The organism is Leuconostoc citreum, from assembly GCF_007954785.1.
Lineage (GTDB): Bacteria > Bacillota > Bacilli > Lactobacillales > Lactobacillaceae > Leuconostoc > Leuconostoc citreum.
In genome coordinates this window covers 566,001-588,431 of record NZ_CP042410.1, presented here as the reverse complement: position 1 = coordinate 588,431, position 22,431 = coordinate 566,001, and the positions used below count along the sequence as shown (strand labels likewise).

Annotated in this window: 29 protein-coding genes, 2 tRNA genes, 1 pseudogene and 1 other annotated feature; of the genes and pseudogenes, 9 read left to right on the top strand and 23 right to left on the bottom strand. The window is 37.0% G+C overall.

Annotation, left to right across the window (positions count from 1 at the left end):
* Positions 1 to 23: 23 nt before the first annotated feature.
* Complete coding sequence (locus FGL72_RS02920) at positions 24 to 1,064, top strand: branched-chain amino acid aminotransferase (protein WP_004900813.1); 1,041 nt, start codon at positions 24 to 26, stop codon at positions 1,062 to 1,064.
* Between the two features lie 109 nt (positions 1,065 to 1,173).
* Positions 1,174 to 1,245: transfer RNA gene (locus FGL72_RS02915), tRNA-Glu, on the top strand.
* Between the two features lie 65 nt (positions 1,246 to 1,310).
* On the opposite strand, the gene FGL72_RS02910 is transcribed toward FGL72_RS02915, so the two are convergent.
* The 9 genes from FGL72_RS02910 to FGL72_RS02870 form a co-directional block, all read right to left on the bottom strand.
* Complete coding sequence (locus FGL72_RS02910) at positions 1,311 to 1,847, bottom strand: YutD family protein (RefSeq protein ID WP_040177006.1); 537 nt, start codon at positions 1,845 to 1,847, stop codon at positions 1,311 to 1,313.
* Between the two features lie 14 nt (positions 1,848 to 1,861).
* Complete coding sequence (locus FGL72_RS02905; protein WP_146992589.1) at positions 1,862 to 3,214, bottom strand: bifunctional metallophosphatase/5'-nucleotidase; 1,353 nt, start codon at positions 3,212 to 3,214, stop codon at positions 1,862 to 1,864.
* Positions 3,215 to 3,242: 28 nt separating this feature from the next.
* Positions 3,243 to 3,860, bottom strand: a complete 618-nt coding sequence (locus FGL72_RS02900) for a metallophosphoesterase family protein (RefSeq protein ID WP_004907607.1) — start codon at positions 3,858 to 3,860, stop codon at positions 3,243 to 3,245.
* A gap of 70 nt (positions 3,861 to 3,930) precedes the next feature.
* Positions 3,931 to 4,377, bottom strand: a complete 447-nt coding sequence (locus tag FGL72_RS02895; RefSeq protein ID WP_146992587.1) for a hypothetical protein — start codon at positions 4,375 to 4,377, stop codon at positions 3,931 to 3,933.
* A 1-nt stretch (position 4,378) separates the two neighbouring features.
* Positions 4,379 to 5,473, bottom strand: a complete 1,095-nt coding sequence (locus tag FGL72_RS02890) for an aminopeptidase P family protein (protein ID WP_146992585.1) — start codon at positions 5,471 to 5,473, stop codon at positions 4,379 to 4,381.
* A 133-nt stretch (positions 5,474 to 5,606) separates the two neighbouring features.
* Entirely contained in the window at positions 5,607 to 5,924 is a 318-nt protein-coding gene (rpmA, locus tag FGL72_RS02885) for a 50S ribosomal protein L27 (protein ID WP_004900829.1), read from the bottom strand.
* A gap of 28 nt (positions 5,925 to 5,952) precedes the next feature.
* Positions 5,953 to 6,252: a 50S ribosomal protein L21 gene (gene rplU, locus FGL72_RS02880; protein WP_004900831.1), complete on the bottom strand. Its 300-nt coding sequence runs from the start codon at positions 6,250 to 6,252 to the stop codon at positions 5,953 to 5,955.
* Between the two features lie 11 nt (positions 6,253 to 6,263).
* Positions 6,264 to 6,347, bottom strand: a sequence feature (ribosomal protein L21 leader region).
* 60 nt (positions 6,348 to 6,407) lie between these two features.
* Positions 6,408 to 6,983, bottom strand: a complete 576-nt coding sequence (locus tag FGL72_RS02875) for a TetR/AcrR family transcriptional regulator (RefSeq protein WP_040177008.1) — start codon at positions 6,981 to 6,983, stop codon at positions 6,408 to 6,410.
* 40 nt (positions 6,984 to 7,023) lie between these two features.
* Positions 7,024 to 7,542, bottom strand: coding sequence for a hypothetical protein (locus FGL72_RS02870; RefSeq protein ID WP_004900835.1), 519 nt, complete (start codon positions 7,540 to 7,542; stop codon positions 7,024 to 7,026).
* 112 nt (positions 7,543 to 7,654) lie between these two features.
* Between FGL72_RS02870 and FGL72_RS02865 the strand changes: the two genes are divergently transcribed.
* Positions 7,655 to 7,728, top strand: a tRNA-Arg gene (locus FGL72_RS02865).
* A gap of 164 nt (positions 7,729 to 7,892) precedes the next feature.
* On the opposite strand, the gene FGL72_RS02860 is transcribed toward FGL72_RS02865, so the two are convergent.
* From FGL72_RS02860 to FGL72_RS02820, 8 genes and pseudogenes are all read right to left on the bottom strand, one after another.
* Positions 7,893 to 8,189 (bottom strand): hypothetical protein, encoded by a 297-nt coding sequence (locus tag FGL72_RS02860; RefSeq protein WP_243130154.1) that lies wholly within the window; start codon positions 8,187 to 8,189, stop codon positions 7,893 to 7,895.
* Positions 8,190 to 8,319: 130 nt separating this feature from the next.
* A complete protein-coding gene (locus tag FGL72_RS02855) occupies positions 8,320 to 8,715 on the bottom strand; it encodes a hypothetical protein (RefSeq protein WP_146992583.1) in 396 nt (131 codons plus the stop codon).
* Between the two features lie 80 nt (positions 8,716 to 8,795).
* Positions 8,796 to 9,125 carry a DMT family transporter gene (locus FGL72_RS02850; RefSeq protein WP_146992580.1) on the bottom strand — a complete coding sequence of 110 codons (330 nt, stop codon included), beginning with the start codon at positions 9,123 to 9,125 and terminating at the stop codon, positions 8,796 to 8,798.
* Between the two features lie 647 nt (positions 9,126 to 9,772).
* Positions 9,773 to 10,309 (bottom strand): HdeD family acid-resistance protein, encoded by a 537-nt coding sequence (locus FGL72_RS02840; RefSeq protein WP_146992576.1) that lies wholly within the window; start codon positions 10,307 to 10,309, stop codon positions 9,773 to 9,775.
* 252 nt (positions 10,310 to 10,561) lie between these two features.
* Positions 10,562 to 11,101 (bottom strand): YagU family protein, encoded by a 540-nt coding sequence (locus FGL72_RS02835; protein WP_085699909.1) that lies wholly within the window; start codon positions 11,099 to 11,101, stop codon positions 10,562 to 10,564.
* Positions 11,102 to 11,390: 289 nt separating this feature from the next.
* Positions 11,391 to 11,673 (bottom strand): annotated as a pseudogene (locus FGL72_RS09945) (hypothetical protein).
* Between the two features lie 719 nt (positions 11,674 to 12,392).
* Entirely contained in the window at positions 12,393 to 12,797 is a 405-nt protein-coding gene (locus FGL72_RS02825) for a dTDP-glucose pyrophosphorylase (RefSeq protein WP_146992574.1), read from the bottom strand.
* A gap of 252 nt (positions 12,798 to 13,049) precedes the next feature.
* Positions 13,050 to 13,304, bottom strand: a complete 255-nt coding sequence (locus FGL72_RS02820; protein ID WP_133424610.1) for a hypothetical protein — start codon at positions 13,302 to 13,304, stop codon at positions 13,050 to 13,052.
* Positions 13,305 to 13,501: 197 nt separating this feature from the next.
* On the opposite strand from FGL72_RS02820, the gene FGL72_RS02815 reads away from it, so the two are divergent.
* The 3 genes from FGL72_RS02815 (at position 13,502) to FGL72_RS02805 (ending at position 15,277) form a co-directional block, all read left to right on the top strand.
* Entirely contained in the window at positions 13,502 to 14,173 is a 672-nt protein-coding gene (locus FGL72_RS02815) for a hypothetical protein (protein ID WP_146992572.1), read from the top strand.
* Positions 14,174 to 14,265: 92 nt separating this feature from the next.
* Positions 14,266 to 15,003 (top strand): potassium channel family protein, encoded by a 738-nt coding sequence (locus tag FGL72_RS02810; RefSeq protein WP_146992570.1) that lies wholly within the window; start codon positions 14,266 to 14,268, stop codon positions 15,001 to 15,003.
* A gap of 64 nt (positions 15,004 to 15,067) precedes the next feature.
* Positions 15,068 to 15,277 carry a hypothetical protein gene (locus FGL72_RS02805; protein ID WP_146992568.1) on the top strand — a complete coding sequence of 70 codons (210 nt, stop codon included), beginning with the start codon at positions 15,068 to 15,070 and terminating at the stop codon, positions 15,275 to 15,277.
* 85 nt (positions 15,278 to 15,362) lie between these two features.
* Here FGL72_RS02805 and FGL72_RS02800 read toward each other — a convergent pair whose 3' ends face one another.
* From FGL72_RS02800 to FGL72_RS02780, 5 genes are all read right to left on the bottom strand, one after another.
* Positions 15,363 to 15,986: a Type 1 glutamine amidotransferase-like domain-containing protein gene (locus FGL72_RS02800; RefSeq protein WP_146992566.1), complete on the bottom strand. Its 624-nt coding sequence runs from the start codon at positions 15,984 to 15,986 to the stop codon at positions 15,363 to 15,365.
* A gap of 288 nt (positions 15,987 to 16,274) precedes the next feature.
* Positions 16,275 to 16,811 carry a DUF308 domain-containing protein gene (locus FGL72_RS02795; RefSeq protein ID WP_004907665.1) on the bottom strand — a complete coding sequence of 179 codons (537 nt, stop codon included), beginning with the start codon at positions 16,809 to 16,811 and terminating at the stop codon, positions 16,275 to 16,277.
* A gap of 212 nt (positions 16,812 to 17,023) precedes the next feature.
* The gene (gene trmB / locus FGL72_RS02790; RefSeq protein ID WP_004903598.1) at positions 17,024 to 17,683 is read right to left on the bottom strand and encodes a tRNA (guanosine(46)-N7)-methyltransferase TrmB; all 660 of its coding nucleotides are present in this window, start codon (positions 17,681 to 17,683) and stop codon (positions 17,024 to 17,026) included.
* A gap of 26 nt (positions 17,684 to 17,709) precedes the next feature.
* Complete coding sequence (locus FGL72_RS02785) at positions 17,710 to 18,972, bottom strand: ABC transporter permease (RefSeq protein ID WP_146992563.1); 1,263 nt, start codon at positions 18,970 to 18,972, stop codon at positions 17,710 to 17,712.
* On the bottom strand, positions 18,969 to 19,703 hold the full coding sequence (locus FGL72_RS02780) for an ABC transporter ATP-binding protein (RefSeq protein WP_146992561.1): 735 nt from the start codon (positions 19,701 to 19,703) through the stop codon (positions 18,969 to 18,971). Before FGL72_RS02780 ends, FGL72_RS02785 begins: the two co-directional genes overlap by 4 nt.
* 68 nt (positions 19,704 to 19,771) lie before the next feature.
* Here FGL72_RS02780 and FGL72_RS02775 point away from each other — a divergent pair, with 68 nt between their 5' ends.
* Genes FGL72_RS02775 through FGL72_RS02765 form a run of 3 tightly spaced genes read left to right on the top strand, consistent with a single transcriptional unit; the run spans position 19,772 to position 21,412 of the window.
* A complete protein-coding gene (locus FGL72_RS02775) occupies positions 19,772 to 20,197 on the top strand; it encodes an HIT family protein (RefSeq protein WP_146992559.1) in 426 nt (141 codons plus the stop codon).
* 9 nt (positions 20,198 to 20,206) lie between these two features.
* A complete protein-coding gene (locus tag FGL72_RS02770; RefSeq protein WP_004903608.1) occupies positions 20,207 to 20,446 on the top strand; it encodes a hypothetical protein in 240 nt (79 codons plus the stop codon).
* Between the two features lie 54 nt (positions 20,447 to 20,500).
* The gene (locus tag FGL72_RS02765; protein WP_146992557.1) at positions 20,501 to 21,412 is read left to right on the top strand and encodes a peptidylprolyl isomerase; all 912 of its coding nucleotides are present in this window, start codon (positions 20,501 to 20,503) and stop codon (positions 21,410 to 21,412) included.
* A 47-nt stretch (positions 21,413 to 21,459) separates the two neighbouring features.
* On the opposite strand, the gene FGL72_RS02760 is transcribed toward FGL72_RS02765, so the two are convergent.
* Positions 21,460 to 22,419, bottom strand: coding sequence for a 3'-5' exoribonuclease YhaM family protein (locus tag FGL72_RS02760; protein ID WP_146992554.1), 960 nt, complete (start codon positions 22,417 to 22,419; stop codon positions 21,460 to 21,462).
* Between the last annotated feature and the right edge of the window lie 12 nt (positions 22,420 to 22,431).

Genomic DNA, 22,431 nt, shown 5'->3' with positions numbered 1-22,431 from the left:
TTTTGTAAGAAAGAGGAGTAATTATGTCACAAGAGAAAGCACAACCTTCAGATTTTAATTGGGAAGAACTGGGGTTTGAATACCATGATTTGCCCTATCGTTTTCGAGCCTACTATAAAGATGGCAAATGGAGCGAAGGCAGCTTAGAAACGGATTCAAACATTCCTGTTAATGAGGCCGCAACTGGTCTTCATTACGGTCAAAATATTTTTGAAGGTCTTAAAGTCTATCGGCGTCAAGATGGCGGTGCTAACCTTTTTAGACCTGATCGTAATGCAAAACGTTTACAAAATTCAGCCGCTCGTTTGATGATGGCCCCTGTACCAGAAGAACTTTTCTTACGCGGGTTGAAAGAAGTTACTAAAGCTAACCAAGCGTTTATTCCGCCTTATGGCACAGGTGCAACATTGTATCTACGTCCATTTGAGTTTGGTGGTGGACCCGTAGTCGGCGTTCATCCAGCTGATAACTATGTCTTTGAAGTCTATGCAACACCTGTAGGTGCTTACTATAAGGGAGGTCTGACACCAACTGCTTATGTCACAAATGAGTATGATCGTGCTGCTCATGGTGGTACTGGTGCCGCTAAGGCTGGTGGTAACTATGGTGCTTCAATGTTAGCTGGTGATGAAGCCCATGCAGCTGGTTACTCAGATGTTGTTTATCTTGACCCACGTTTACATGAAAATATTGAAGAATTAGGTTCTGCCAACTTCTTTGGTATTACTAAAGATGGTCGTTTCTTAACACCTAAGTCCCCTTCTATTTTACCATCGGTCACAAAATACTCTTTGTTAGCCGTAGCTGAAGAATTGGGCCTACGCGCTGAAGAAACAACTATTTCAATCAACGATTTAGACCAGTTTGCCGAAGCTGGTGCTATGGGAACTGCAGCTGTGATTTCTCCTGTAGGTTCAATCACGCACAATGGTAACAAGCACGTATTCTACTCAGAGACTGAAGTTGGTCCTTGGACACAAAAGCTCTATGACCGTTTAACAGCAATACAATATGGTGATGAAAAAGGTCCAGAAGGTTGGGCAGTTGACGTCCCACTTAATTAATATAAAAAGCAGGTGCCCACTATTGTGGCCACCTGCTTTTTACTTGACTGATACTTTTAATCTTGATACACTAATATAGTTGTTTCGTTCTATAAACAACACTGACCATGGCTCGTTGGTCAAGTGGCTAAGACGCTGCCCTTTCACGGCGGAATCGAGAGTTCGATTCTCTCACGAGCTATATCAAGTCGCAACTTCGGTTGCGGCTTTTTATATTAATAAAAACCCATCAAGTCATCGATAGGTTTATTTTTGTTTAATGATAAAGGCACGTTTTCCATTCTTTTTATGATTAGGTTGTGCAACTTTTGCACCTACTTTTGCTTTACTTGCACGTGGCTTATGATTAGTCGTATCAACTGACCGTTTATTTGCATTTTTACGTGGCCGAGCGTTACTTTTGGCACGTCCTTCTGACTTAAATGGCCGCGGATTAATGTTTTCTAAAACAAAATAAGGTGCGCCAAAATTAACATATTCATATAAATAGTCTTGTAGCGTCATAATTTTTTGTTGCTCTGACACGTTTCTGTCATTTTGATAAAAACCTTTTAAACGCAGTTGATCAGCTGAAATATCGCCAACAATATAATCATATTGTGCCATAAGTGGCGTATAACGTACAGCTAACATGTCAGCATCAAAAGCATTTTTGAAGTTTTCAACTAACTCAAGTGTTAACTTATCAATCTCAATTTCGTTAGCCTCTTGGTTAATCTTGTAGGCGCTTTTACGCTCTTCTTGTTGTAAGCGCGTTCGTTCTTTTAGTGTATCGCGATCCATCGCTTCCCCTTCCTTTACTTGCGTGCGTTGTACTTTTTCTCGTAATAATTTGCCATTAACTCACGCATCAAAATATCTAACGAAATTTTGGCAGGTACATCTTGAATGACTGGAAAAAAAGGTACCCATTTATAATGATCTAAAGTAGCGATTTGATAATGGCGCTGCTGCTGTATTTCTTGGCCTAAGTATAAAATTTTATGGTCACGTTGGCGATCAATACCATCAAATCGCATATATCCAAAGATTTTGCCACGAAATCCACTTCCCTTCAGTGCCAAACTCGACAAACGTTGCTGCTGTTTATCTATTTCAGCAAACAAGGTGTAAATTTCGGCGCCGGTTAATGTAATTACCATCGGGTTGATTGCATGTGGCATACTCTCCAATAAATCATATCGATTGAGTTCACCTTCTGGCAGGTCTTCAACAAACATGCCAGTAGATAGCATTGACACGGGGACTGAAAAATATTGTTTTAGCGCACGCAACCCATCATAGACCTGTTCATCAGTAGTAATACTTCTGGGTAATACCGCAACTTTTTGTGCAGATAAGGCATCTCGCCCGTACGCTAACCAGCTACGTATCAGCTCATAATCGCCTGATTCTTCGGCTAATTCATATGTTGGCACAGTCATAGCTGTTTTTTCAATAATTTTGTGCTGGTTGAGCTTTAAAGTAATATCACCAATATGTTCACCATAACGTCCAGCCCCAGCAAGTAACGTCCCATTAACCAGTTTACCATGTTCTAATAAGTGATGCGTATGTGCGCCAATAATCACATCAATATCATATTTCTTGGCAATGGCTTCATCTGTCGGCAAGCCTAGGTGTGATAACAGAATAATACCATCGGTTATAGGTTGTAGCTTCGGCAACAATTGATCCAGTGTGTCTTCGACTTCATGTGGTTGCCAATCAAGTGACGGATAAGTCAATTCATAAGGCGCTGTCATGCCAATAATTGCTAATTTAGTGCCTAAATCCGTGGTCACAATTTTATAAGGTTTGGCCCAAGTTGGTTGATTAGCTTTTGGCATTTCCGTCAAGTTTGCTAACAAAACATCAAAATTGGCATGATCGTACAAATGATTCATGGCATCGTGCGATAATACAAGTCCCTCATTATTACCAATAGTCACACCATCATAGTGTACGCCATTCATGAGTTGTACATTTGCCTGTCCCATTGTCGCATCAGTCAAAGGATTCAGTCGATCAATGGCATCACCAATATCAAACGTATAACTCTGCTGATAAGCTTGCTTTTTTTGCAATAAAAAACGCAAAATTCTTGGCCAATTTTCTATGTGCGAATGCATATCATTTGTATGTAAGAGATGGATGGTCTCAGTTGCCATTGATTAGCTTCCTTTCAATAAAATGATATTAGCGATTACGCAGCATGTGATGACGCTTGGCTTGAATCATTTCGATTACTTCGTTTTGACTGAGTGGTGCACCAAAAGGCACACTATTTTTGGGTAAATAACCTATTTCGGGTGAATCGATACCGACATTAATATTCTCTTGGTGAGGCATTGCATAATTGTGAATGTGGCCATGTAAGTTGATTTGATTTTTTGTCATACCAAAAATCAATGGATAATGCGTTAAAAAAACTTCATAATGCGCAAACTTAACTCTGGTGCCCACTTCGTGAATTGTAAATTTTGGTTTTTGGTTAGCTGTGATATCGTTGTTTTGTTTTAAAAACTTTAAAAGTGCGGTTTGATCATGGTTTCCTTTGATAATGATAAAATTTCCGTGCAAGCGCTTTAAAATGGCCAATGTTTCTGACATAATAAGCTTTGGTGGCTTAGTAAATTTCATACTGATATCGCCAAGATGATAAACAGTATCTGTTGGCTTGACCTTGCTATTCCAGTTAGCAATAATTGTCTCATTCATATCCTCAACAGTCAAAAATTGCTTTCTTGGCGAAAAAATTTGGCTCAGCAACAAATCTTGATGATAAAAATGCGTATCCGATGTATAAAAATCCATAAGCTAACACCTTTCATTTAAAGTGGAAGCAACCGTGACGATAACAAAAAAGTGCCGCAGCTGCGACACTTTATTCGCGAAATTCCGATAAAAACGCCACAAACGCCTGCAAGTTAGCTGGAAATGCATTTAAGCCCCAAATAATTTGTTCGCGTTGATTAGGTAACTTGAAGCGTACACCCCATTCATCATTCAAACTAGGGTCTGGATAAGAAGGCCCACGATATTCACCCATCCAAGTATTAATATAGCTTAACACTTCGGGAGCAAAATCATCCCATTTATCCGTCATATCTAGCCACGGTTCCTTATAGCGCCAATTAAATGATTCTCCAGCTTCATTAAAGTGTGGATTATAGAAATCAAACCTTGGATCAAGGATGTCTTTTGCTTCTTGTGATTTGTCGTCATATTGCAGAAAAGCATGTCCTTCATGACGCTTGGCATAAATATAATTAAACCCGGTAACAAGATTACCGCGATAAAATACTAAAAAATCTAACCTCTGTGTGGCCATACTAACCTTCAATAATAACTAACGACTTCGTAATACCTTCTGTCAAGTTCTCGTAACCATCTGACGTGACAATGACATCGTCCTCAATTCGGACGCCACCCTTACCTGGCAAATAGATTCCTGGTTCAATCGTTAATAGATGTCCCGATTGCATTTCATCACTTGATCGTGAACTCAAAGCTGGTCCTTCATGTATATCAAGACCAACACCATGCCCAGTTGAATGATTATAGAATTCGCCAAAACCGTGATTTGTAATGTATTCTCGCGCAACACTATCAATCTCACTGCCTGAAATACCTGGTTTAACGATATCAATAGCGTTTTCATTAGCTTGCTTAACAACAGCATAAACTTCACGTAATTCATCACTGATAGTGCCCATCGCAATTGTGCGTGTCACATCTGACGTATAGTCATTGACATAATAGCCAAAATCAATGGTAACGAGATCGCCTAGTTCAATGATTTTATCTGTTGCCTCGCCATGAGGCAGCGCGGAACGATAACCTGAAGCCACAATGGTATCAAATGAAGCCTTTTCAGCACCATAATGTTTTTGCAGGCGATCCAACTCATTAGCAACTTGTTTTTCTGTCATGCCAACTTTGATAAATTGTAGCAGACCATTAAAAGCTTGAACGGATGCTTTTGCTGCCAAACGCAATGCTTCTAATTCAACTGTATCTTTGACTTCTCGCAATGTTTCAACTGCATCGGGCAACGCATCAAATGTAATATCTGCAGGCAGCAGCTGATCCATTAAATCATATACGTTGTACGGCAATGTCGCTTCAAATGCCAGCTGTTTAATGCCAAATGCAATAACCGTCTCGACAGCAGCTTCATAATAGGCACGTGTTACTTTAAAATCGACGTTTTCAGACAAACGATGACGATAATCTTCTTCATAACGTGCATCGGTAATCAGACATGCTTGTGTGCGACTTACTACCACGACACCTTCGCCTGTCCCACCATCAAAACCCGTTAAATATTTTGTATTGGCACCTTGATATACAATCATACCATCAAGTTCAAGTTTTTCTAATAATCTTTGTAACTTTGCAATACGTGCTTCAAAATATTTAGCCATCTTCACTAGTCTATCCTTTTTGTTTAATCGATATTTTCATTATATCACATTATTCATCAGCAAAAATTGCTCATATTTTTGGCACAAAAAAAGCGTAATCAATTAAATGATTGCGCTTTTTGATGACTTTTGCTTACTTTGCAGCAGCAAGGATATCGTTGTATTGTTCACGTGTGTAAACAGATACTTGACGCTTGTCACGACCTTTACGTTCGAACTTAACAACACCATCTGTCAAAGCAAACAATGTGTCATCGCCACCCTTTTTAACATTCACACCAGGATAGATGTGTGTGCCACGTTGGCGATAAATGATTGAGCCAGCTGTCAAAGCTTGACCGTCGGCAACCTTAGTTCCCAAACGACGTCCAGCTGAGTCACGACCGTTGGCTGAAGATCCGCCACCTTTGTGGTGAGCGAACATTTGCAAGTTTTCTTGATTCATCAACATAAGTCTATTTCTCCTTTACAAGTAATGATTACGCGATTGAATCAATCTTCACGCGTGTATATGGTTGGCGGTGACCTTGCTTAGAATGCATGTTCTTCTTAGCCTTGTACTTGAAAGTAACAACTTTCTTTTGCTTACCTTGCTTTTCGACAGTACCAGCAACCTTAGCACCTTCAACGAAAGGTGCACCTACTTTGCCGTCTACCAAGATAACTTGGTCAAAAACAACTTTTTCACCTTCGGCAGCATCAAGCTTTTCAACGAAGATTGTGTCACCTTCAGCGACTTTATATTGCTTGCCGCCTGTTACAATAATTGCGTATGCCATTATTGGATTCTCCTTATACTTAGACTCACCATCCCAGGCGGGTCGGCCCTTGTCCGACACGTACTTCTACCTGTTCCGAGTGGTTGTAGCTTCGCTAACAACTTTTCAATCATAACAAATTTATTAACTCACGTCAAGACAAACGAACCGAGTTCCTACACGACTTCAGAAAAGTCAAATAATGATAAACCAGTTTGGGTTGCACCAGTTGTGTTGACACGTAAAATATCAGTAAATTCCTGTAATAAAATCGTTTGATTAATATCCATATTATCTGCTAACCAAGCAGCAATAAGTGCCCAAAATCCACCGATAACGACCTCCCACTGAAACATAAGTTTACGTTTTTCATAATCATCAGTAACCCCTGCTAATTGTAAAGTTACTTGCGAACGCATACGTGTCATTAGTGTGTTGAAATAGCTAGTATTTGTGTTTAAGTTTAAGACCGCATTATAAAATGCAGCTCGGTCACTGATTGCCCGAATCATTTTGACCACGTGAAACTGGCCTTGGATATGCTGCGTGAGCTCCAATAACAAATTATCGTTGACATCATCAATCAGGTGAGGCTTATTTTGATAATATTTATAGAATGTGCCGCGGGTCGTCTGTGCTTTGTCTAGTAGCGTTGTAATCGAAAAATCAGGTTGTGTCGTCATTAAAATGACGGCTGCTTCTTGAATATTCTTTTTTGTTCTGATAATTCGTGCATCTTTTTTTTCAGACATCATGATTCCCTTCTAAAAGCAAAAAAGCACAATGACTGTGCTATTCTTCATTCTTTGCGCCAATCTTGTAAATATCAGCTTCAATATTTAAGTCTTTTTTCATTTGAGTCACGATATCTGCACGCTGAGCTGAACTTTTATTAATCGCATTGACTGACATCATGATAATTGTATCAAAACGATCATGGAATCGTGATGCAACACTCGCATCAATATTATAATGACCCTTTTTAGCTGTTTGGACAATGGTTACAATCCCTTGCGATCCATAAAAAGCATCCCTTAAGGCTTGTGCATCTGAGTTACTCAAATTTTTACTGTTATGCTTAATCACTTGATCAGCCTGCTGTTCAATGGCTGTCATGGTTTTTGGCTTAGTATAGTCAAATTGATTGAGCACATGAACAAAAGATTGAATATCTTCACGCGACTGCTTCAAATGCCGATAGTCTGATTGTGGCATCGAGACATCAGCATATTTAGGTTGTTGATTAAATGTAATTAAAGCCACTAACAAGGCAATGATTACCGCCGCTAAGGCAAGGAAAGCTTTTCTCATATTTTTTCTCCAGACTAACAATAACTATAGTATACTATGAAAATCTTTTTTTCAAAACTGTTGTATAAATCTTTAAATTTTGAGCGGACTATGGTATGATATATTTTGCATTGCGTTGGTAGCTCAGCTGGATAGAGCAGCCGGTTTCTACCCGGCAGGTCGAGGGTTCGACTCCCCCTCAACGCATATTGACCGTTTTATCAGAATAACTGGTAGAGCGGTTTTTTGTTGCTTAAACGTTGGTTTGACTGATTTTACAGCATTGACAAAAGTATAATAAATCTCACTTATTTTAGAGTTCATGACTACACAAAAACCGACCAGAATCTATTCAGTTGGCTTTTGTGTAGTCAATTTTGTAGTTCATTAACTTTAGCAGTTGCTGGTTTGTCTAGCTGCTTACGCTTATCTATCTTTCTGGGGATGGTATGATCTACAACTAAGTAACCTTTGGTTGTGCTTGTACGTCCACAGCATTCACACGTGAACATTGCCTGTTGCTTTAGTCCTGCTGATAGATGTTTCCACGTCTTGTTATGGTAGAACTCATTGGCGTCCTTATCACGCTTGTTAGCATTATAGTCTCGTTGTTGTCTCTTACGTTCATAAGATGACTTAGGTTTAAACTCTGACTTAGGTCGATACATTGCTTTGTGTATCTCACAGTATGGATTGTCTTGTTCGTATGGTATCGATACATGACAGTTTGTTCTACGGCATATCTTTACTCTGGCCATATCATCTCGGCACCTCCTTTCAATGCAAAATAAAAAGCGCTTATGCGCTTATGTAATTGTTTCGTTTATCTTTAGTAATTGTTAAATAATAAAAAAATTGTCTGATTTTATTATCACTATGCGCGTTCCAATTATCAATTTCGTCAAAGGAAATCATGTCGGATTTTTCAATTTTTTCTTTGAAACGGGCATATTTAATAACATTATTGCGTGAATATTCTAATGCATCACGACTAAACAAATTTTTGCCATTCTGTTCTTTTATGACAACTTTTCTAATAAACTCTTGAAATTCTGGTCGTTTCTTCGCAGCTCTTTTTACTGACGTTTCTATAAATTTATTCCAAAGTATTTTAACGATTACAGTAAATATAGTTAAAAGAATCGGAATGACAATTTCCGACCTCAAACTAAAACCTTTCATAAACTCATACATCTCATCTCCTCCAATAGCAATAATTATACTACTAGAAGAAAAAGATTTGAATTAAACAATCATATTAACCAATTGTTATATCAGTGCGATTTACCAAATAAATTAACTATAACCACACCAGCCACTATAAGCGCAATTCCAAGTAATGTTACTAAATTGATATTATTTTTCCAAACAACAATACCGACAATAGTTACTAAAATGATGCCTAAACCACCCCATATCGCATAGGCTACATAGAGTGGCATGTATTTAACAGTTATTGATAACATATATAAAGCAAAAACAAAACAAACTATACAAACTAATGTAGGTCTTAATTTTGTAAAACCTTCTGTTTTTACAACCATATTAGATCCGATAACCTCAGATACAATTGCCATTATCAAATAAAAATAACCGATGTTCATAATTATTAACTCCTTATTCAAAATATCTGTTAATTATATCATTTGATTGTCAAATCCACTTCATGCACCCACGATAGTTGATATTCCTATTTTCCATCACTTCGCTTTTAATCTGCACACGTGATTGCTCATGACGTTCTACACGTCTTTTTATCAAGTCTTGCTTATGTCTCGTATTCACTTCTGTAGCGTCTCTGATGTGTTTCAAACGCTGTTTTGTTTGTTTATCCATAAAACACCTTATCTATAACGTAAAACATGAACATAAATTGTATGACTCCGACAATGCATCCGACATCATAACCGGCATCAAACTTTCGCATAATGCTATCTATGATGCCGTTTATTGTTATTATTGCTGCCACACTAAATATTTTGATAATCCAATTTTTTATATCCATGACTTACTCCATCAAAAAAGCCCAACCTACACTGTAAGTCGGACTGCTATTTATTATGTACGGTAACCCCAGAAACAAGAGAACAATTATAAATATTGAGAATTACTTATCTTATAGAAACATAGGAGAGGGATTATCACTTTATTTCAGGGACTACCTTATGATTATTGTAGTTCTTATTGTCGCTTAACTCAAACGATATAAAAAATCGCCATTAGCATAAACTAACTGACGATTTTAATTAAACTAGTTTTTTAGAGTAAAGTATTGAATTAACTTGAATATTCCAATGACCAACAATGAAATTCCAAAGAAAGTCCACACAATTAGTCCACCCAAAACCGGACTGAATAGAAGGCTTAAACCACCGAGTATACTGATTAATGCTGATGCAAAAGACCACACCTTATTAGTACTCAATTGATTGAAAATCGCTATTTGAATAACGCCTTCAATTAGCCAAGTCATACCAGTCAATACACCCACAACCAAAATGAGTGAAATAGCTGCTGATTGCATGTCGATGAAAATGAAAATACCAGCAACAAGATAGATTATTGAGACGAGCAAACTTCCCAAGCGAGCCATCCCATTTCCTGCATCACGCTTAAAAACAGATAGTAATTTAAACAAACCGACAGCTATTAAAACTGCTCCAATCATTCCTGCAGCTGCTTTAGCACTACGGTTTGGCAGAAATACAATTAATGCACCCATAATTGTTGAAATCAAGCCATCAAACCCTATAGCACGGCGCAACTTAATAAAAAATTCATTTGACATATCCTTATCCTCCCTGTTATTGATACAACTATCATTCTACGCCACATACACGACACTTTGCAAAATTCATAGTTAATCCAAAACAGCAGACCGACAATATGTCTATATCAGAGCAACAGGAAAAGGCTACTCATTAAGTTGTGTTTCCGCAATGCTCGTTTGTCAATAAAAAAATACCTGTTAAGGTTTTTTTAATTTCTCTTTATCTGCAAATAAAAAACACAAGAAAACATTTCCTCGTGTTTTATTGTATTAAATATTTACTAAGTGACCCTTTTTATCTTTCGCAATCAAGTAATATACTGTCGCTGCGATTGCCCAAGCCCAAACAATGTGTCCCCAAAACTCTGAGAAGTGTTCTGCAAACGGCTGATTCCATGGTGCTGGCACTGTGCCAAAAGCTGGCATTAGAATAACATGCCAAACAATCCATAGTACAATACCATAAGCAGCACCTTGCCACAGACCAATATTTGACCAGTATTGTGATACAAACACATATAAAATTGAAAATGCGATAGCGAATGAAAAATGCAAAATCAACGTGAACCAAAATACCTTCTGATCCTGTGAATAGTAAACATATGATTCAACAAGCTTTTTTGGTATTCCCAGTTGCATTGCCATATGTTGTGGCGGATTGATCAAATTACGAGCAATAGTACGTGGTGGGAAAATACCTTCCCAGCCAATCTTAACCATGCCGGAAATCATTCCTGCGATGAATCCATACCAAATACTTTTGATGACAATTTCTTTTAAACCGGCTTGCGGCTTAGTTAAAGAAAACATAATAATCTCCCTAATGTGAATTTTTCTACAAAAGAAATTATAAACGCTTATCTTTAAATTGTCAATGTGAACAAATGCACTAGATATTGTTTTTTTACTTACAGTAGTAATAAATGAAGAAGCATAAACAAAATATGCGCCGTAGCATGTGTGAATGTTTATCCTTGATCATTCGATACTACAATATTAGCACTGTTTTTTGACCTAAAACTGACATGTTTTTTCTGGGTAAAAGTTATAAACAGTCTCATAAGTTCATATAGGTGTCTTTAATCTTATCCAAGTCTCGTTAACATTGTCGTTCTGACTGATTCAACATCTTGGCAACTGGCACCCAACTTCTTCTGCGCCTATGATCATATCTAATTGCCAGTAATGCCCATTAACATCTTCAAGAAACTATCCATAAATTCTTTGTCTCTGATAAATGATTACAGTGTGTAATCTGATTTCTCAATAATCATATTATTTTCCATTGGAAAACTACGTTTATTCTCAGCCTTGCCACCATCAATATTCTCATCAATATTAACTGGCAGTTTCAATTCATCTTTTCTCAACTTAATCTGCATGTCTATCACACCAGAATAATAATCACTAAAGTATTTGTCTATCCTGTCCCTATTTTTTCTTCTAATAGTTAATTTTGTATCTCCCCTTTAATTTGATACAATTGTCTTATCAAGTTTGTTAAAAGGCCTTTTTAATGATCACTCTACAAATAATCGACACACTTAAGTTTTTCACAACAATAGTTATCGTGACTATTTTGGCACTCCTTTATTTTCTCTACGTCGGTGTTAGAATTAGAAGTCGGGGAACAATAATGATCACCTTATTTTGCATAACCGTGCAAATATTTGTATTAATTGTATTCAAATTATTTATATTTAAAGATTTTGATCTTTTTTAATTGTATTCTACCAATATTGTTTTCGTTTCCCACATTGGCTACATTCATAGGTATAAAAAGTTAAACTACCATTCAATTGCTTACGTATATCGTTTTCGTGCTCACGCAACATATTTTGTTGAAACCACTTATAACAAACTTGTACATCTTTCAAACACATTATAGTTTTGACTCCTCATAAATAAAATCAATGCAAAAATAATATTTTACCATTTGATACTATTCACTTCAAATATAACTAGTCACTCACCAACCTTTCTATAATCCTTAACAACAATTACCGTTTTGTCTGGGTTCATACTCTGATACCCATCTCTCCACACATTCGCAGCGTCTAGATTGCTAAACGATTTAATCGTCTTACCAGACACTCTGATGTCATATTTCATGTACTACCTCCATTTCGTATATTTCTAACCTAGGGTTAACCTTGTCTACATAAAAGTCATGGTCGAACCCTTTTATATTTTTCACGTTGTCATTGTCCAGGAACACGCGCTTACCAATCTGCGCTTTCTGCATACCATCAAAGATGAACTTCTGCGTAAACGTCCAATTATCTGGGTCTATCCGTCTGTCTGGTAAATACCAATCAAACTTTAACTTCGTTGGCCACGAGAATGATACATCATCAGTAATCGCTTGTAAGAAAACGTTTCTGGCATAGGCAGTAGCCGTCTTTTTTAGTTTCGCAGCGATAAAACGATTTTTGCGTTCAGCTTCAATGTATTTATTTAGCGAGAACTGCCTTAGTATGTTTGGATCTAGTATCACCTTATCCATATACTCATCACACAATCCGTCGTACTTCTTTAAACTCAAACTCGCTACGTTTCTTTTCTGATTTACCCTTACCGACTATTTGGCCTCGCATATTGACCGTTTTATCAGAATGACTGATAGAGCGATTTTTATTTGCAGGGTGCAAACAGTCGATAATCATTCAAAAAACACACAACTGGAGAACAACCAATCATGTGTTTTATACGTTTATAGCTCAAAACAAGCTGATGTCAATATTTGAGAGTGATCCTATTAGAACGGGAATTGCGGGAACCTTCCCAATGAAGGTTTGTCCAACTGATTGAATAGCGCCAATGCTGGTTTAGAAAGCCTATGATTATGAATTATGATTAACTTTAAATCACGAACTAGGTTTTTAACAACTACTTTTTCGCTTTGCGTTTCATTTTTTAATTGATAGATAGCTTTATCAATATACACTTGTTCTGTTGTGTTCACTTCAATTTGCTCTAATGTACTAAGTAAACTGCTACTATATTTAACCATAATAGTCTCTCCCTTTTTGATGATGAACAAAAATAGTAATTATTCATTAAGAAATAACAAAACATTAGTATAATAACTAATTTTAACTATTTATACAAGCAACTTATAGTAAACTGTGGTTAATTAACAATGCAATAAAGATTGATCTATTCACGTGCTAAATAACCACGCTAAAAGGTTTGGGAGAGGAGTATCGTATGAGTTCATTTTTTGCTTTCATTTTTGTGATTGCCTTTTTTACTTGTATCGGACTATGTATTTACGGTATTGTAGCTAAAATAAGGCATAAGCCTTTATTTTCAAAGTTTAAAAAAATCATTATAGCATCTATTTTGGTTTTCTTAGTCGCTTTTGTTGGCGTGGGTGCAACAGCTAGTATTTCCGATGATAATCAAGATAGTGTTAAGACCAGTTCAAGTGTCTCAGAGAAAGATGAGAGCTCGAAGAAGGCGGCCAGCGAATCTATTGAAAAAGACAAAGAATCTAGTTCAATAGCTGCTGCCAGTTCTCAAGCTGAAGCGAGTTCCAAGGCAAAACAAGAGAGTATCGCAGCATCTGTGAAGGCTAGCTCAGAGGTAACTGCTGCTTCAGAAAAAGCAGCACATGATGCCTCGGTACGTGATGCCTCGATTTCAGAATCACGTGCAAGAGAGGCATCCAATGCTGCTGCAGCGCAACAACAGGCACAAACAGTTGTTGCGCCTGATCCTAGCCCCGCCCCAGCTGCCAATGGCAATCATGCGGGTGTACAAACTGGATCTAGATGGGCAATTCAAAATGGTTTCTCTTGGGAAACAAGAAAAGGCCATTCTAAGATAATCGCCCCTGGTGGCGCGCTTCCTGCCGGTTATCATTGGCAAGTTCCCTGATTCATGCCCTTTTGGGCGTACATAATGGACAATGAAGTTGTGAAAAACAAATTTAACAAATAGCAAATTTGATAGTGGGTTGATAGAATAATATGAAAGTTAATAATAACAAGGTTGTTGGCGTTGTGAAAAAAATCTACTATGCTGCTGTTTTAATCTTATCAGCTATTTCGATATTGCTCGCTCTATTAGATATATCTAACGTTATTAGTGTCAGTGCTTGGCCATTTTCTTTTATTGATTGTAGTATATTAATATTTTTCTGGATAGATTATCTATTCAGATTTTTTAAAGCAGACAACAAGAAAAAATTCTTCAAAGCCAATATCTTTGATTTATTAGCTATTATCCCGTTTGATTCAATATTTTACTTCTTTAGAGCTTTTCGAATTCTGCGTGTTATAAAGCTTTTACGACTCATTAGAATTGTTGGTTTTACTGGTAAAATACAAAAGAGCATCAGACGCTTTTTTAAAACAAATGGGTTTATCTATTTGATTATAACCACAGTCATCCTCGTATTTCTCGGGGCTGAAATCTATTCAGTAGCAGAGAATGCAAATTATATGGACTCATTATGGTGGGCCATTGCAACGACAACAACCGTCGGCTACGGAGACATTTCCCCTCATACCGAAATAGGAAGAGTTGTTGCTGTCGTGTTGATGTTACTAGGTATTGGATTGATTGGCAGCGTAACAAGCACCGTAACAGCATTTTTTCTTGTAGAAACAAAGGAAGCTGAGAAAAACGATATCAAAGACGAATTATCAGAAATAAAACAAGAATTAAAACAACTACGCGAAGAAATACAAAAGAATCGGAAATAGTTTAGTCGAATAATGCTACCAACCTACTCCCTGTGATATAATTTATGTCATTACTGGGGGAAATATGTTGACTATTATCGTTAATTTATTCAGACTTATCATTATTATCAGTGCCATTGGTACTTTCGTATCTTTTGTGATTTTCTCTAATGCAAGTCATAAATCACAAAAGATATGGCTAAGTATTTTAATACTATCAGTTTTAAACGCTTTCCTATTTAGTGCGGTACCCGATTTTATTGACGGTTTCATCACAGGATTTTCAGGGAAATAGTAAAAAGCACCTGAATCCCAGGTGCTTTTTTGTATGCTATGATATGACAAAATACTACAGACACCCATACGTGTAAACGGTTTAATTAATAATCACCTTTAAGCGCTTGACTATTGTCATCTATCAGAATAGCCTGATGATTATTGAGCGTTCTTAAATCGTAACGCTGTCCATAGCGTACGATTGTTTTTTCAACATCTTGCGTGAATGGTTCTTCACCAAAATGTGGTAGCGGATAAAAATCCAACAAGCCTAATCCAGCTGACGATTTTAAATCAGGTGCTAACGACGCTTCATCGATTATACTAGCATAATTTACATTTTTTGCCAGTATGATGGCCCCTGCTGATTCACCAACATAATAACAACCGTTATCTATGCTTGCTTTGATTTCAGATAATAACTGCTTTTTATTTAATTCTTGCAATAAATAGAAAGTGTTGCCTCCAGTAACATAAATCATCTTGGCATGCATGATTGCTTCGCGACAGACAGCAGTACTTTCGCGGGCAACGTCTAAAATAGTTAGTTCGTAGCCTAATGACGTTAGCAACGCCTTCCCCTCATCAATATATCCCGTATAATCTTCGATATTACCGGCAGTAGTAATGACCAATATTTTACCGGGCTTAACGTTGTTTTTTGTCATGAATGCACAAAATTGTGCTCTTGTACCAGCTAAATACGACGTAATGAATATTTTTTTCATATTATCACCTTTTGCCAAATAAGAAAAATGAATTATTTGAGTAGTTTATATCATTTACTTAAACAAAAAACAGCCACCGCAAATTAATGTTCGTGCTGTTTTTAATAAAATCAACAGACAGATAAATTTTGGAGTACGCTTTCCGATATTAGAAAGCGTCTTGTCGTCTGATAGATTATCATTGTCGCAGTGGCTTATGGAATCACTACACATTCATTATACCGCTGTTTCAATATAATGTTAAACGTTTTAAAAATGATCGTTTCCAAGCGATTTTGTAAAATCCGCTTAGTTTTTTAAAGTCACAAATTGAATGAGCTTAAAAATACCAATAACCATCAATAGGAGACCAAAGAAGGTCCATAGCAATAGACCACCCATTAGTGGGCTAAACAGTAGGCTCAAACCACCTAAAACACTAATTAAAGCCGAAAGAAACGACCATACTTTGTTCGCGCTGAGTTGATTTAAAAGTGCAAACTGAATGATGCCTTCAATTAACCATGTCATGCCTGTTAAGGTTCCGACAACTAGAATGAGCGAAATTGCTGCTACGCTCATATCCATGAAGATAAAGACACCAGCTACCAAGTAAATAATTGAAAGAATAACGTGTCCAATTCTAGTCCAATTATTATCAATGCTTTTTTGAAATACAGATAATAATCTAAACAAGCCGACGGCAATAAATACAGCGCCTACCATGCCAGCTGCAGCTCTAGCACTGCGACCTGGTAAAAATACAATTAACGCACCAACAATTGTAGAAATAAGTCCATCAAAACCAATTGTTCGACGTACTTTGACGAAAAAATCGTTTGACATAAAATATATGCTCCCTTCCATTCGTACTACAGACTATTATATCTCAAGTACTTAACAACATACAAAAGGCTTAATTTTGTCTAAAAATTATTAATTAGCTTGTTCTCTATTTTGATAAGCGTTATTATACGGCAAGTGTCACCAGAGAATAAAAGCACTACCCTAAAAGGTAGTGCTTTTATTCTGGTAAAACATCTGTATCTCTTGTCGCTCTAGAAGTGTGCTTTTATTTTATAGATTGGTTGTCCCTTAGCCATGAACTTTTGTTCATACTCAGTTTCGACATTACCGATAACTTTTTCCTCATCAGCATGTAAATCTAATGTAAAGTCCGTCGTCGCCCAACGCATACCGTAGTTCATAAAACTAACGATTGAATATTCAAACAAATGGCGATTATCTGTTTTGAATTCTACTTCCCCGTGTTCAGGTAAGACAGCCTCGTAAGACTGCAAGAAAGTTTTATAAGTTAACCTGCGTGACTCATGGCGTGTTTTTGGCCAAGGATCTGAAAAGTTTAAATAAATTTTTTCAACTTCTGCTTTTTCAAAATAGGTTTCCACACCATTGCCGTTACCATATATATAACGCAAGTTAGGCAATTCACCTACCTGGTCAAAACTTTTGCGCGCAGCAATGGCGACTGCTGTCTCCTGAATTTCCATACCAATATAATTAATTTCTGGATGAGCTAATGCCATACCTAAAATAAATTGCCCTTTTCCTGAGCCAATTTCAACATGGATTGGTTGTGCTTTCGCAAATAATTTTTGCCATTGGCCGATTTGTTCTGTCGCACGGCCTTGTGTAATCACAATGTCTGAATGTGCTGCTAGCCAATCAGTTGCCCATGGTTTTGCTCGAAGATGCATAATATTCCTCCCTGTAACTCTTTTTGTTACAGTTTTCTTTTCATTTTTAATTGTTTAGGCAGATAAATACGGTCAAGTGCAACACCAATGATAACTAAAACACCTAAAATATAACTCATCATCAACCATCCTTGGCTAATGGCACTAAGCATGAATACGCCGCCTACCATAATCATTAAATGTCGATTCAGTTGCCTAAAAGCGCGTTGTCTTGATTGAATAGCTATTGGCATAATTTGTGTCCACTTTTTTTGTTCAGTCTCGCGAAATAATGGTAACAGCTGAAAAGTCACTAAGTAAAGCATCAATCCTGCAATAGACAGAATAACCCATTTTGGTGCTGTTGATAATGCAGCAATGAGTAAACCGCCAACAATGGTTAATCTCAAAATTAAAGATAATAATTCTGTGCCACGTGCCAAACGCAACAAATATAGAGAATACATCATATCTCGTCGTTTTGTCAATCGGTTTAAAAAATAATCAAGATATTTACGCCGTTTGACCTGATAAGTTTGTGTTGGCACATCAGCAAACGTGGCATAAAAATGTAATATACGTCGTTCATGTACCTGCGCTTGCGCAATACTGGTTAACCAATCAATTGCTAATTGCTGACTTTGCTTATCATTAACATGCAAAAACATAGCTAACACAACAACACAGATTACCCAAACAAGGCTAAAAATTATCAATCCGCCGTCACCAATGACTAAAATCAACCAAATGATAACTATCGGAACGATAGTACGTAACAATCCTTGAACGAAGCCATTAATAAACAACCTTGGTTTCATTAACAATTTTTCGCGTGCTAACAAGAGTAAGCTATACTTATAACTGAATAAAAACAATGATAAACTAGCCAATTTTACTGCGGTGAGTAATTGCATTTTAAACAGTATTGGCAATATAAGACTAATAGCAACCAATTGCCACAAAATAGCAAATACAAAGCTGACATTAACAGCTTGCTGTAAATAATCTCGACTAACCATTTGATCATTTCCAAGCAAATATAACCTATCAGCTGGTTTAAAATAAGTGATCAACTGACCGAATTGCAAGCCAAAGCACAATAAAACAGCAATAAGTAAACGTGTCCAATCTGAATGCCATAAAAATTGATAGTTCGCACGCTGCATCACTTCGCGATAGCCTAACACTCCAGCGCCAAAAGCGATGAGTAGAAAAATCACAAAATGATCATTAAAGAGTAATCTTAAATACTTAATTGTGGTTTTTTGTGCCTGCCTAAAGCGCTGATAGTATAGTTGCTTCCCCATCATGCACCAGCTTCTTTCCGTACCAAATCAAAATAATCGTCCAAATTTGCCACAGATAACTGATATTTATCTGCTAATGCTGATGGTGTCCCAACAAAGTCAACCTGACCGTTATTTAATACCACAAATTGATCAACAAATTTGGCAGCCGAGGCCAATAAATGTGTTGTCATTAAAACACTGTGACCCAACTGTGTTTGCTCACGAACCAATGTCACGACATCGCGCTGCGCCAACGTATCTAATCCGAGAAAAGGTTCATCAATAATCAAAAGTGGTGCCTCTAGCATAAATGCTGACACCAGCATTACTTTCTGACGCATGCCCTTAGAAAAATGAATTGGTAGCCAATGTTGTTTGTCTTGCAGACGAAACATATTCAGGAGTCTACTGACACGATCCCAAGACTTATCATTGTCTTGCCCATGCGCTGCCAATAAAAGATGTAGATGTTCGGCTAACGTTAACTCATCGTATAAGATAGGCTGCTCTGGAATATAGGCAATCTGCGACTTGAATGCGGTTGGTGCTTCAACAATATTAACCTGATTTAAAGTAATTTGGCCGCTTTGCGGGTGCAGTTCACCAATAATATGATTAATGGTGGTCGATTTACCAGCACCATTTAGTCCTATTAAAGCGACAATGCAACCATCTTCAATTGTGAATGACACATTTTTTAACACTTGATTTCCAGCGTAACCACCAGATAAATTGTCAACTTTTAATCCCATAAAACTATTATAACAGGCATAACACCATATTTGGTATAATGAAAGTAACAAAATGAATGGAGATTATAATGGATATTTTTGATAAAATCATTGCTGGTGAAATTCCAAGTTACAAAGTCTATGAAGATGATACTGTTTTAGCTTTTTTAGATATTTCTCAAGTGACACCAGGACACACACTAGTCGTACCAAAAAATCATTTATCAGATATATTTGATTATGATACGACTACTTCAGAAAATGTGCTACTAAAGTTGCCTATGATAGCACGTGCCATTAAGGCAAGCAACCCCAAAATAACGGGAATCAACATTCAATCTAATAATGGTGCATCAGCTGGTCAAACCGTTTTACATTCGCATTGGCATCTCATCCCGCGTTTTGATGATGATGGTTTATCTGGCACTCTTGCCCCAACAATCGATAACAGCGAGCAATTTTCTACCGCACGCTACCAGAAAATTGCTGACGACATTGCAAAGCAATTGAATTAGGAGGCTATTATGAAATTAATTGATGATATTAAACAGCTCATCAAACAAATTCAGTTAATGATGCAACTTTTGCAACAGCTAACCAAGCAACAGCAGGTATTGTCTCAACAATTAGACCACCTGACTAAAGTGCGTGACGACATTCAAGTTGACGTTGAGAAAATGAATTTCAAAAATAAACCACACCTAGACCGCATTCAAAAAGCTTCTGATCATTTAAACGCTGAATTGTCAAAGTACCAGGCGTAGTTGCCTGTTTTATGTTAAAATAGACAGGATACTAATCAGAAAAGGAAGCATCTTATGCGCAAATTTATTTGGGGGCTGATCATCGTTATTTTTGGTGGCGGCCTGATTTATCTTGGATTTAATTCCTCAAAAACACTTATGACTTCGGATTCAGGTAAAATTACTGAAAAAGAATTCGTGGCTGACTTAAAGCAGTCTCCTGCTGGCCAGCAAGAATTTGCCAATTTAGTCATTAACAAGGTTTTAGCTAAACAATACGGTGGTAATGTTTCTAAGTCAGACGTCCAAAATGCTTTTGACACGCAGAAGGCACAATATGGTGATTCATTCCAATCTGTATTATCTTCAAACAATACAAACGAATCACAATTCAAGAATAATATTAAAAATAACTTGATTATGAAAGCAGCTGTGAAAGCCAATTATAAGGTAAGCGATAAGCAAATCGAACAAGCTTATAAGGATTATCATCAAGATACAACGGTCTCATTGATTACAGCCAAAGATGAAGATTCATCTAAAAAAGCTATTGATGCTTTAAAGTCTGGTGACAGTTGGGAAACTGTTTACAAGAAATATTCTACAGACAAAACATACGCTAAACAAAATGGTCAGTTACCTGCCTTCGATTCAACAAGTACGAGTGTCGACTCAGCTATTCAAACGGCCGCATTTAAAATTGAAAAAACTGGTGATTATACAACTACCCCTGTTACAGGATCAAATGGTGGTTTCTACGTCATCCAGCTAAATAAAACAACTAATAAACCAAGCATGAACAGTGTCCGCAATAAGTTATCAGAACAAATTGTCACATCATTCTTGAATGATCAAAAGAACACTGCTAAAATACAAGAAATCATTGGTCAAATCTTACGTAGGCAAAATGTTAGTGTGAAAGATACACAATTAAAGAATGCTTTGAATGCTTATCTAACTGCTGGGCTATCAAAAGCAAAGAAATAAACAATAAATAAAAAAGCTAAGGCTATTAATCAATAGTCCTAGCTTTTTTATTTATCTATTACATTATAATGACTGCGATAAAAACGTCTATTATCTAACCCAAAAACACGTTCAGAAAAGTTGTTTTCTTCTGTTTTTTCTAAAGCACTAGTCACCATCTGAATGCTAGCATCTAATTCATCTAACTGATGTAGTACTTCCGCTTCGAGCAGCGCTGGTCTAACAGGAGAACCATACTCTAATAAACCATGATGAGCTAACACGACATGCCGTAACACAACCATGTCTTCTGAATGAAGATCAAAATGCAGCTCATTAGCAGCTAAAACAATTTGTTCATCAATTAAGACAATATGACCAATCAGGTTACCTTCAACAGTATATTGTGTCGCAACTGGCCCAGATAATTCAATAGTTTTCCCTAAATCGTGTAACAACGCACCAGTCAGCAGCAGTTCTTTATTAATTTGGGGATATTGTGCTGCAATATTTTGAGCTAAACGCGCCATTGAAAGCGAATGGAAAGCTAAACCACCAGCAAAAGCATGATGATTCATTTTTGCAGCTGGAAAACGTAAAAAGGCATCTTGGGCAGTCGAAAATAGTTTTCTCAATAGACGATTCCATACTGGGTTCGTAATCATTAACATGATATCTGCTAATTCATCACGCATGACATCTTCTTTTATTGGCGCATGGGTCATAAAATCAGCAGGATTGCTAGGTTCTCCCGATTCAGATACTCGTATACTGGTAATTTGAATTTGTGGTTTATCTTGATATGCGCCGCGAACACCCTGTATTTTAACAATGGTTCCTGGTATCAGCGTATTAATTTGTATCTCAGTTGCATCCCATAAATTGCCTGGTAGATCCCCTGATCTATCTGAAAAAACTAAGCTAAGATATGTCTTACCAGTTTTAGTTAGGCGTACATCTGCACTTTTGATTAATGTAAACGTATCAATATGTTCATTGTCTTGATATTCCGTTAATAGCTTAGCCATTTGTATGTCCTC

What these genes read in the sequence shown, in the direction of transcription:
- FGL72_RS02920 (WP_004900813.1), top strand. Translation starts at nt 24, where the DNA reads ATGTCACAAGAGAAAGCACAACCTTCAGATTTTAATTGGGAAGAACTG.
- FGL72_RS02910 (WP_040177006.1), bottom strand. Translation starts at nt 1,847, where the DNA reads ATGGATCGCGATACACTAAAAGAACGAACGCGCTTACAACAAGAAGAG.
- FGL72_RS02905 (WP_146992589.1), bottom strand. Translation starts at nt 3,214, where the DNA reads ATGGCAACTGAGACCATCCATCTCTTACATACAAATGATATGCATTCG.
- FGL72_RS02900 (WP_004907607.1), bottom strand. Translation starts at nt 3,860, where the DNA reads ATGGATTTTTATACATCGGATACGCATTTTTATCATCAAGATTTGTTG.
- FGL72_RS02895 (WP_146992587.1), bottom strand. Translation starts at nt 4,377, where the DNA reads ATGGCCACACAGAGGTTAGATTTTTTAGTATTTTATCGCGGTAATCTT.
- FGL72_RS02890 (WP_146992585.1), bottom strand. Translation starts at nt 5,473, where the DNA reads ATGGCTAAATATTTTGAAGCACGTATTGCAAAGTTACAAAGATTATTA.
- rpmA (WP_004900829.1), bottom strand. Translation starts at nt 5,924, where the DNA reads ATGTTGATGAATCAAGAAAACTTGCAAATGTTCGCTCACCACAAAGGT.
- rplU (WP_004900831.1), bottom strand. Translation starts at nt 6,252, where the DNA reads ATGGCATACGCAATTATTGTAACAGGCGGCAAGCAATATAAAGTCGCT.
- FGL72_RS02875 (WP_040177008.1), bottom strand. Translation starts at nt 6,983, where the DNA reads ATGTCTGAAAAAAAAGATGCACGAATTATCAGAACAAAAAAGAATATT.
- FGL72_RS02870 (WP_004900835.1), bottom strand. Translation starts at nt 7,542, where the DNA reads ATGAGAAAAGCTTTCCTTGCCTTAGCGGCGGTAATCATTGCCTTGTTA.
- FGL72_RS02860 (WP_243130154.1), bottom strand. Translation starts at nt 8,189, where the DNA reads ATGTATCGACCTAAGTCAGAGTTTAAACCTAAGTCATCTTATGAACGT.
- FGL72_RS02855 (WP_146992583.1), bottom strand. Translation starts at nt 8,715, where the DNA reads ATGTATGAGTTTATGAAAGGTTTTAGTTTGAGGTCGGAAATTGTCATT.
- FGL72_RS02850 (WP_146992580.1), bottom strand. Translation starts at nt 9,125, where the DNA reads ATGAACATCGGTTATTTTTATTTGATAATGGCAATTGTATCTGAGGTT.
- FGL72_RS02840 (WP_146992576.1), bottom strand. Translation starts at nt 10,309, where the DNA reads ATGTCAAATGAATTTTTTATTAAGTTGCGCCGTGCTATAGGGTTTGAT.
- FGL72_RS02835 (WP_085699909.1), bottom strand. Translation starts at nt 11,101, where the DNA reads ATGTTTTCTTTAACTAAGCCGCAAGCCGGTTTAAAAGAAATTGTCATC.
- FGL72_RS02825 (WP_146992574.1), bottom strand. Translation starts at nt 12,797, where the DNA reads ATGGATAAGGTGATACTAGATCCAAACATACTAAGGCAGTTCTCGCTA.
- FGL72_RS02820 (WP_133424610.1), bottom strand. Translation starts at nt 13,304, where the DNA reads ATGGTTAAATATAGTAGCAGTTTACTTAGTACATTAGAGCAAATTGAA.
- FGL72_RS02815 (WP_146992572.1), top strand. Translation starts at nt 13,502, where the DNA reads ATGAGTTCATTTTTTGCTTTCATTTTTGTGATTGCCTTTTTTACTTGT.
- FGL72_RS02810 (WP_146992570.1), top strand. Translation starts at nt 14,266, where the DNA reads ATGAAAGTTAATAATAACAAGGTTGTTGGCGTTGTGAAAAAAATCTAC.
- FGL72_RS02805 (WP_146992568.1), top strand. Translation starts at nt 15,068, where the DNA reads ATGTTGACTATTATCGTTAATTTATTCAGACTTATCATTATTATCAGT.
- FGL72_RS02800 (WP_146992566.1), bottom strand. Translation starts at nt 15,986, where the DNA reads ATGAAAAAAATATTCATTACGTCGTATTTAGCTGGTACAAGAGCACAA.
- FGL72_RS02795 (WP_004907665.1), bottom strand. Translation starts at nt 16,811, where the DNA reads ATGTCAAACGATTTTTTCGTCAAAGTACGTCGAACAATTGGTTTTGAT.
- trmB (WP_004903598.1), bottom strand. Translation starts at nt 17,683, where the DNA reads ATGCATCTTCGAGCAAAACCATGGGCAACTGATTGGCTAGCAGCACAT.
- FGL72_RS02785 (WP_146992563.1), bottom strand. Translation starts at nt 18,972, where the DNA reads ATGATGGGGAAGCAACTATACTATCAGCGCTTTAGGCAGGCACAAAAA.
- FGL72_RS02780 (WP_146992561.1), bottom strand. Translation starts at nt 19,703, where the DNA reads ATGGGATTAAAAGTTGACAATTTATCTGGTGGTTACGCTGGAAATCAA.
- FGL72_RS02775 (WP_146992559.1), top strand. Translation starts at nt 19,772, where the DNA reads ATGGATATTTTTGATAAAATCATTGCTGGTGAAATTCCAAGTTACAAA.
- FGL72_RS02770 (WP_004903608.1), top strand. Translation starts at nt 20,207, where the DNA reads ATGAAATTAATTGATGATATTAAACAGCTCATCAAACAAATTCAGTTA.
- FGL72_RS02765 (WP_146992557.1), top strand. Translation starts at nt 20,501, where the DNA reads ATGCGCAAATTTATTTGGGGGCTGATCATCGTTATTTTTGGTGGCGGC.
- FGL72_RS02760 (WP_146992554.1), bottom strand. Translation starts at nt 22,419, where the DNA reads ATGGCTAAGCTATTAACGGAATATCAAGACAATGAACATATTGATACG.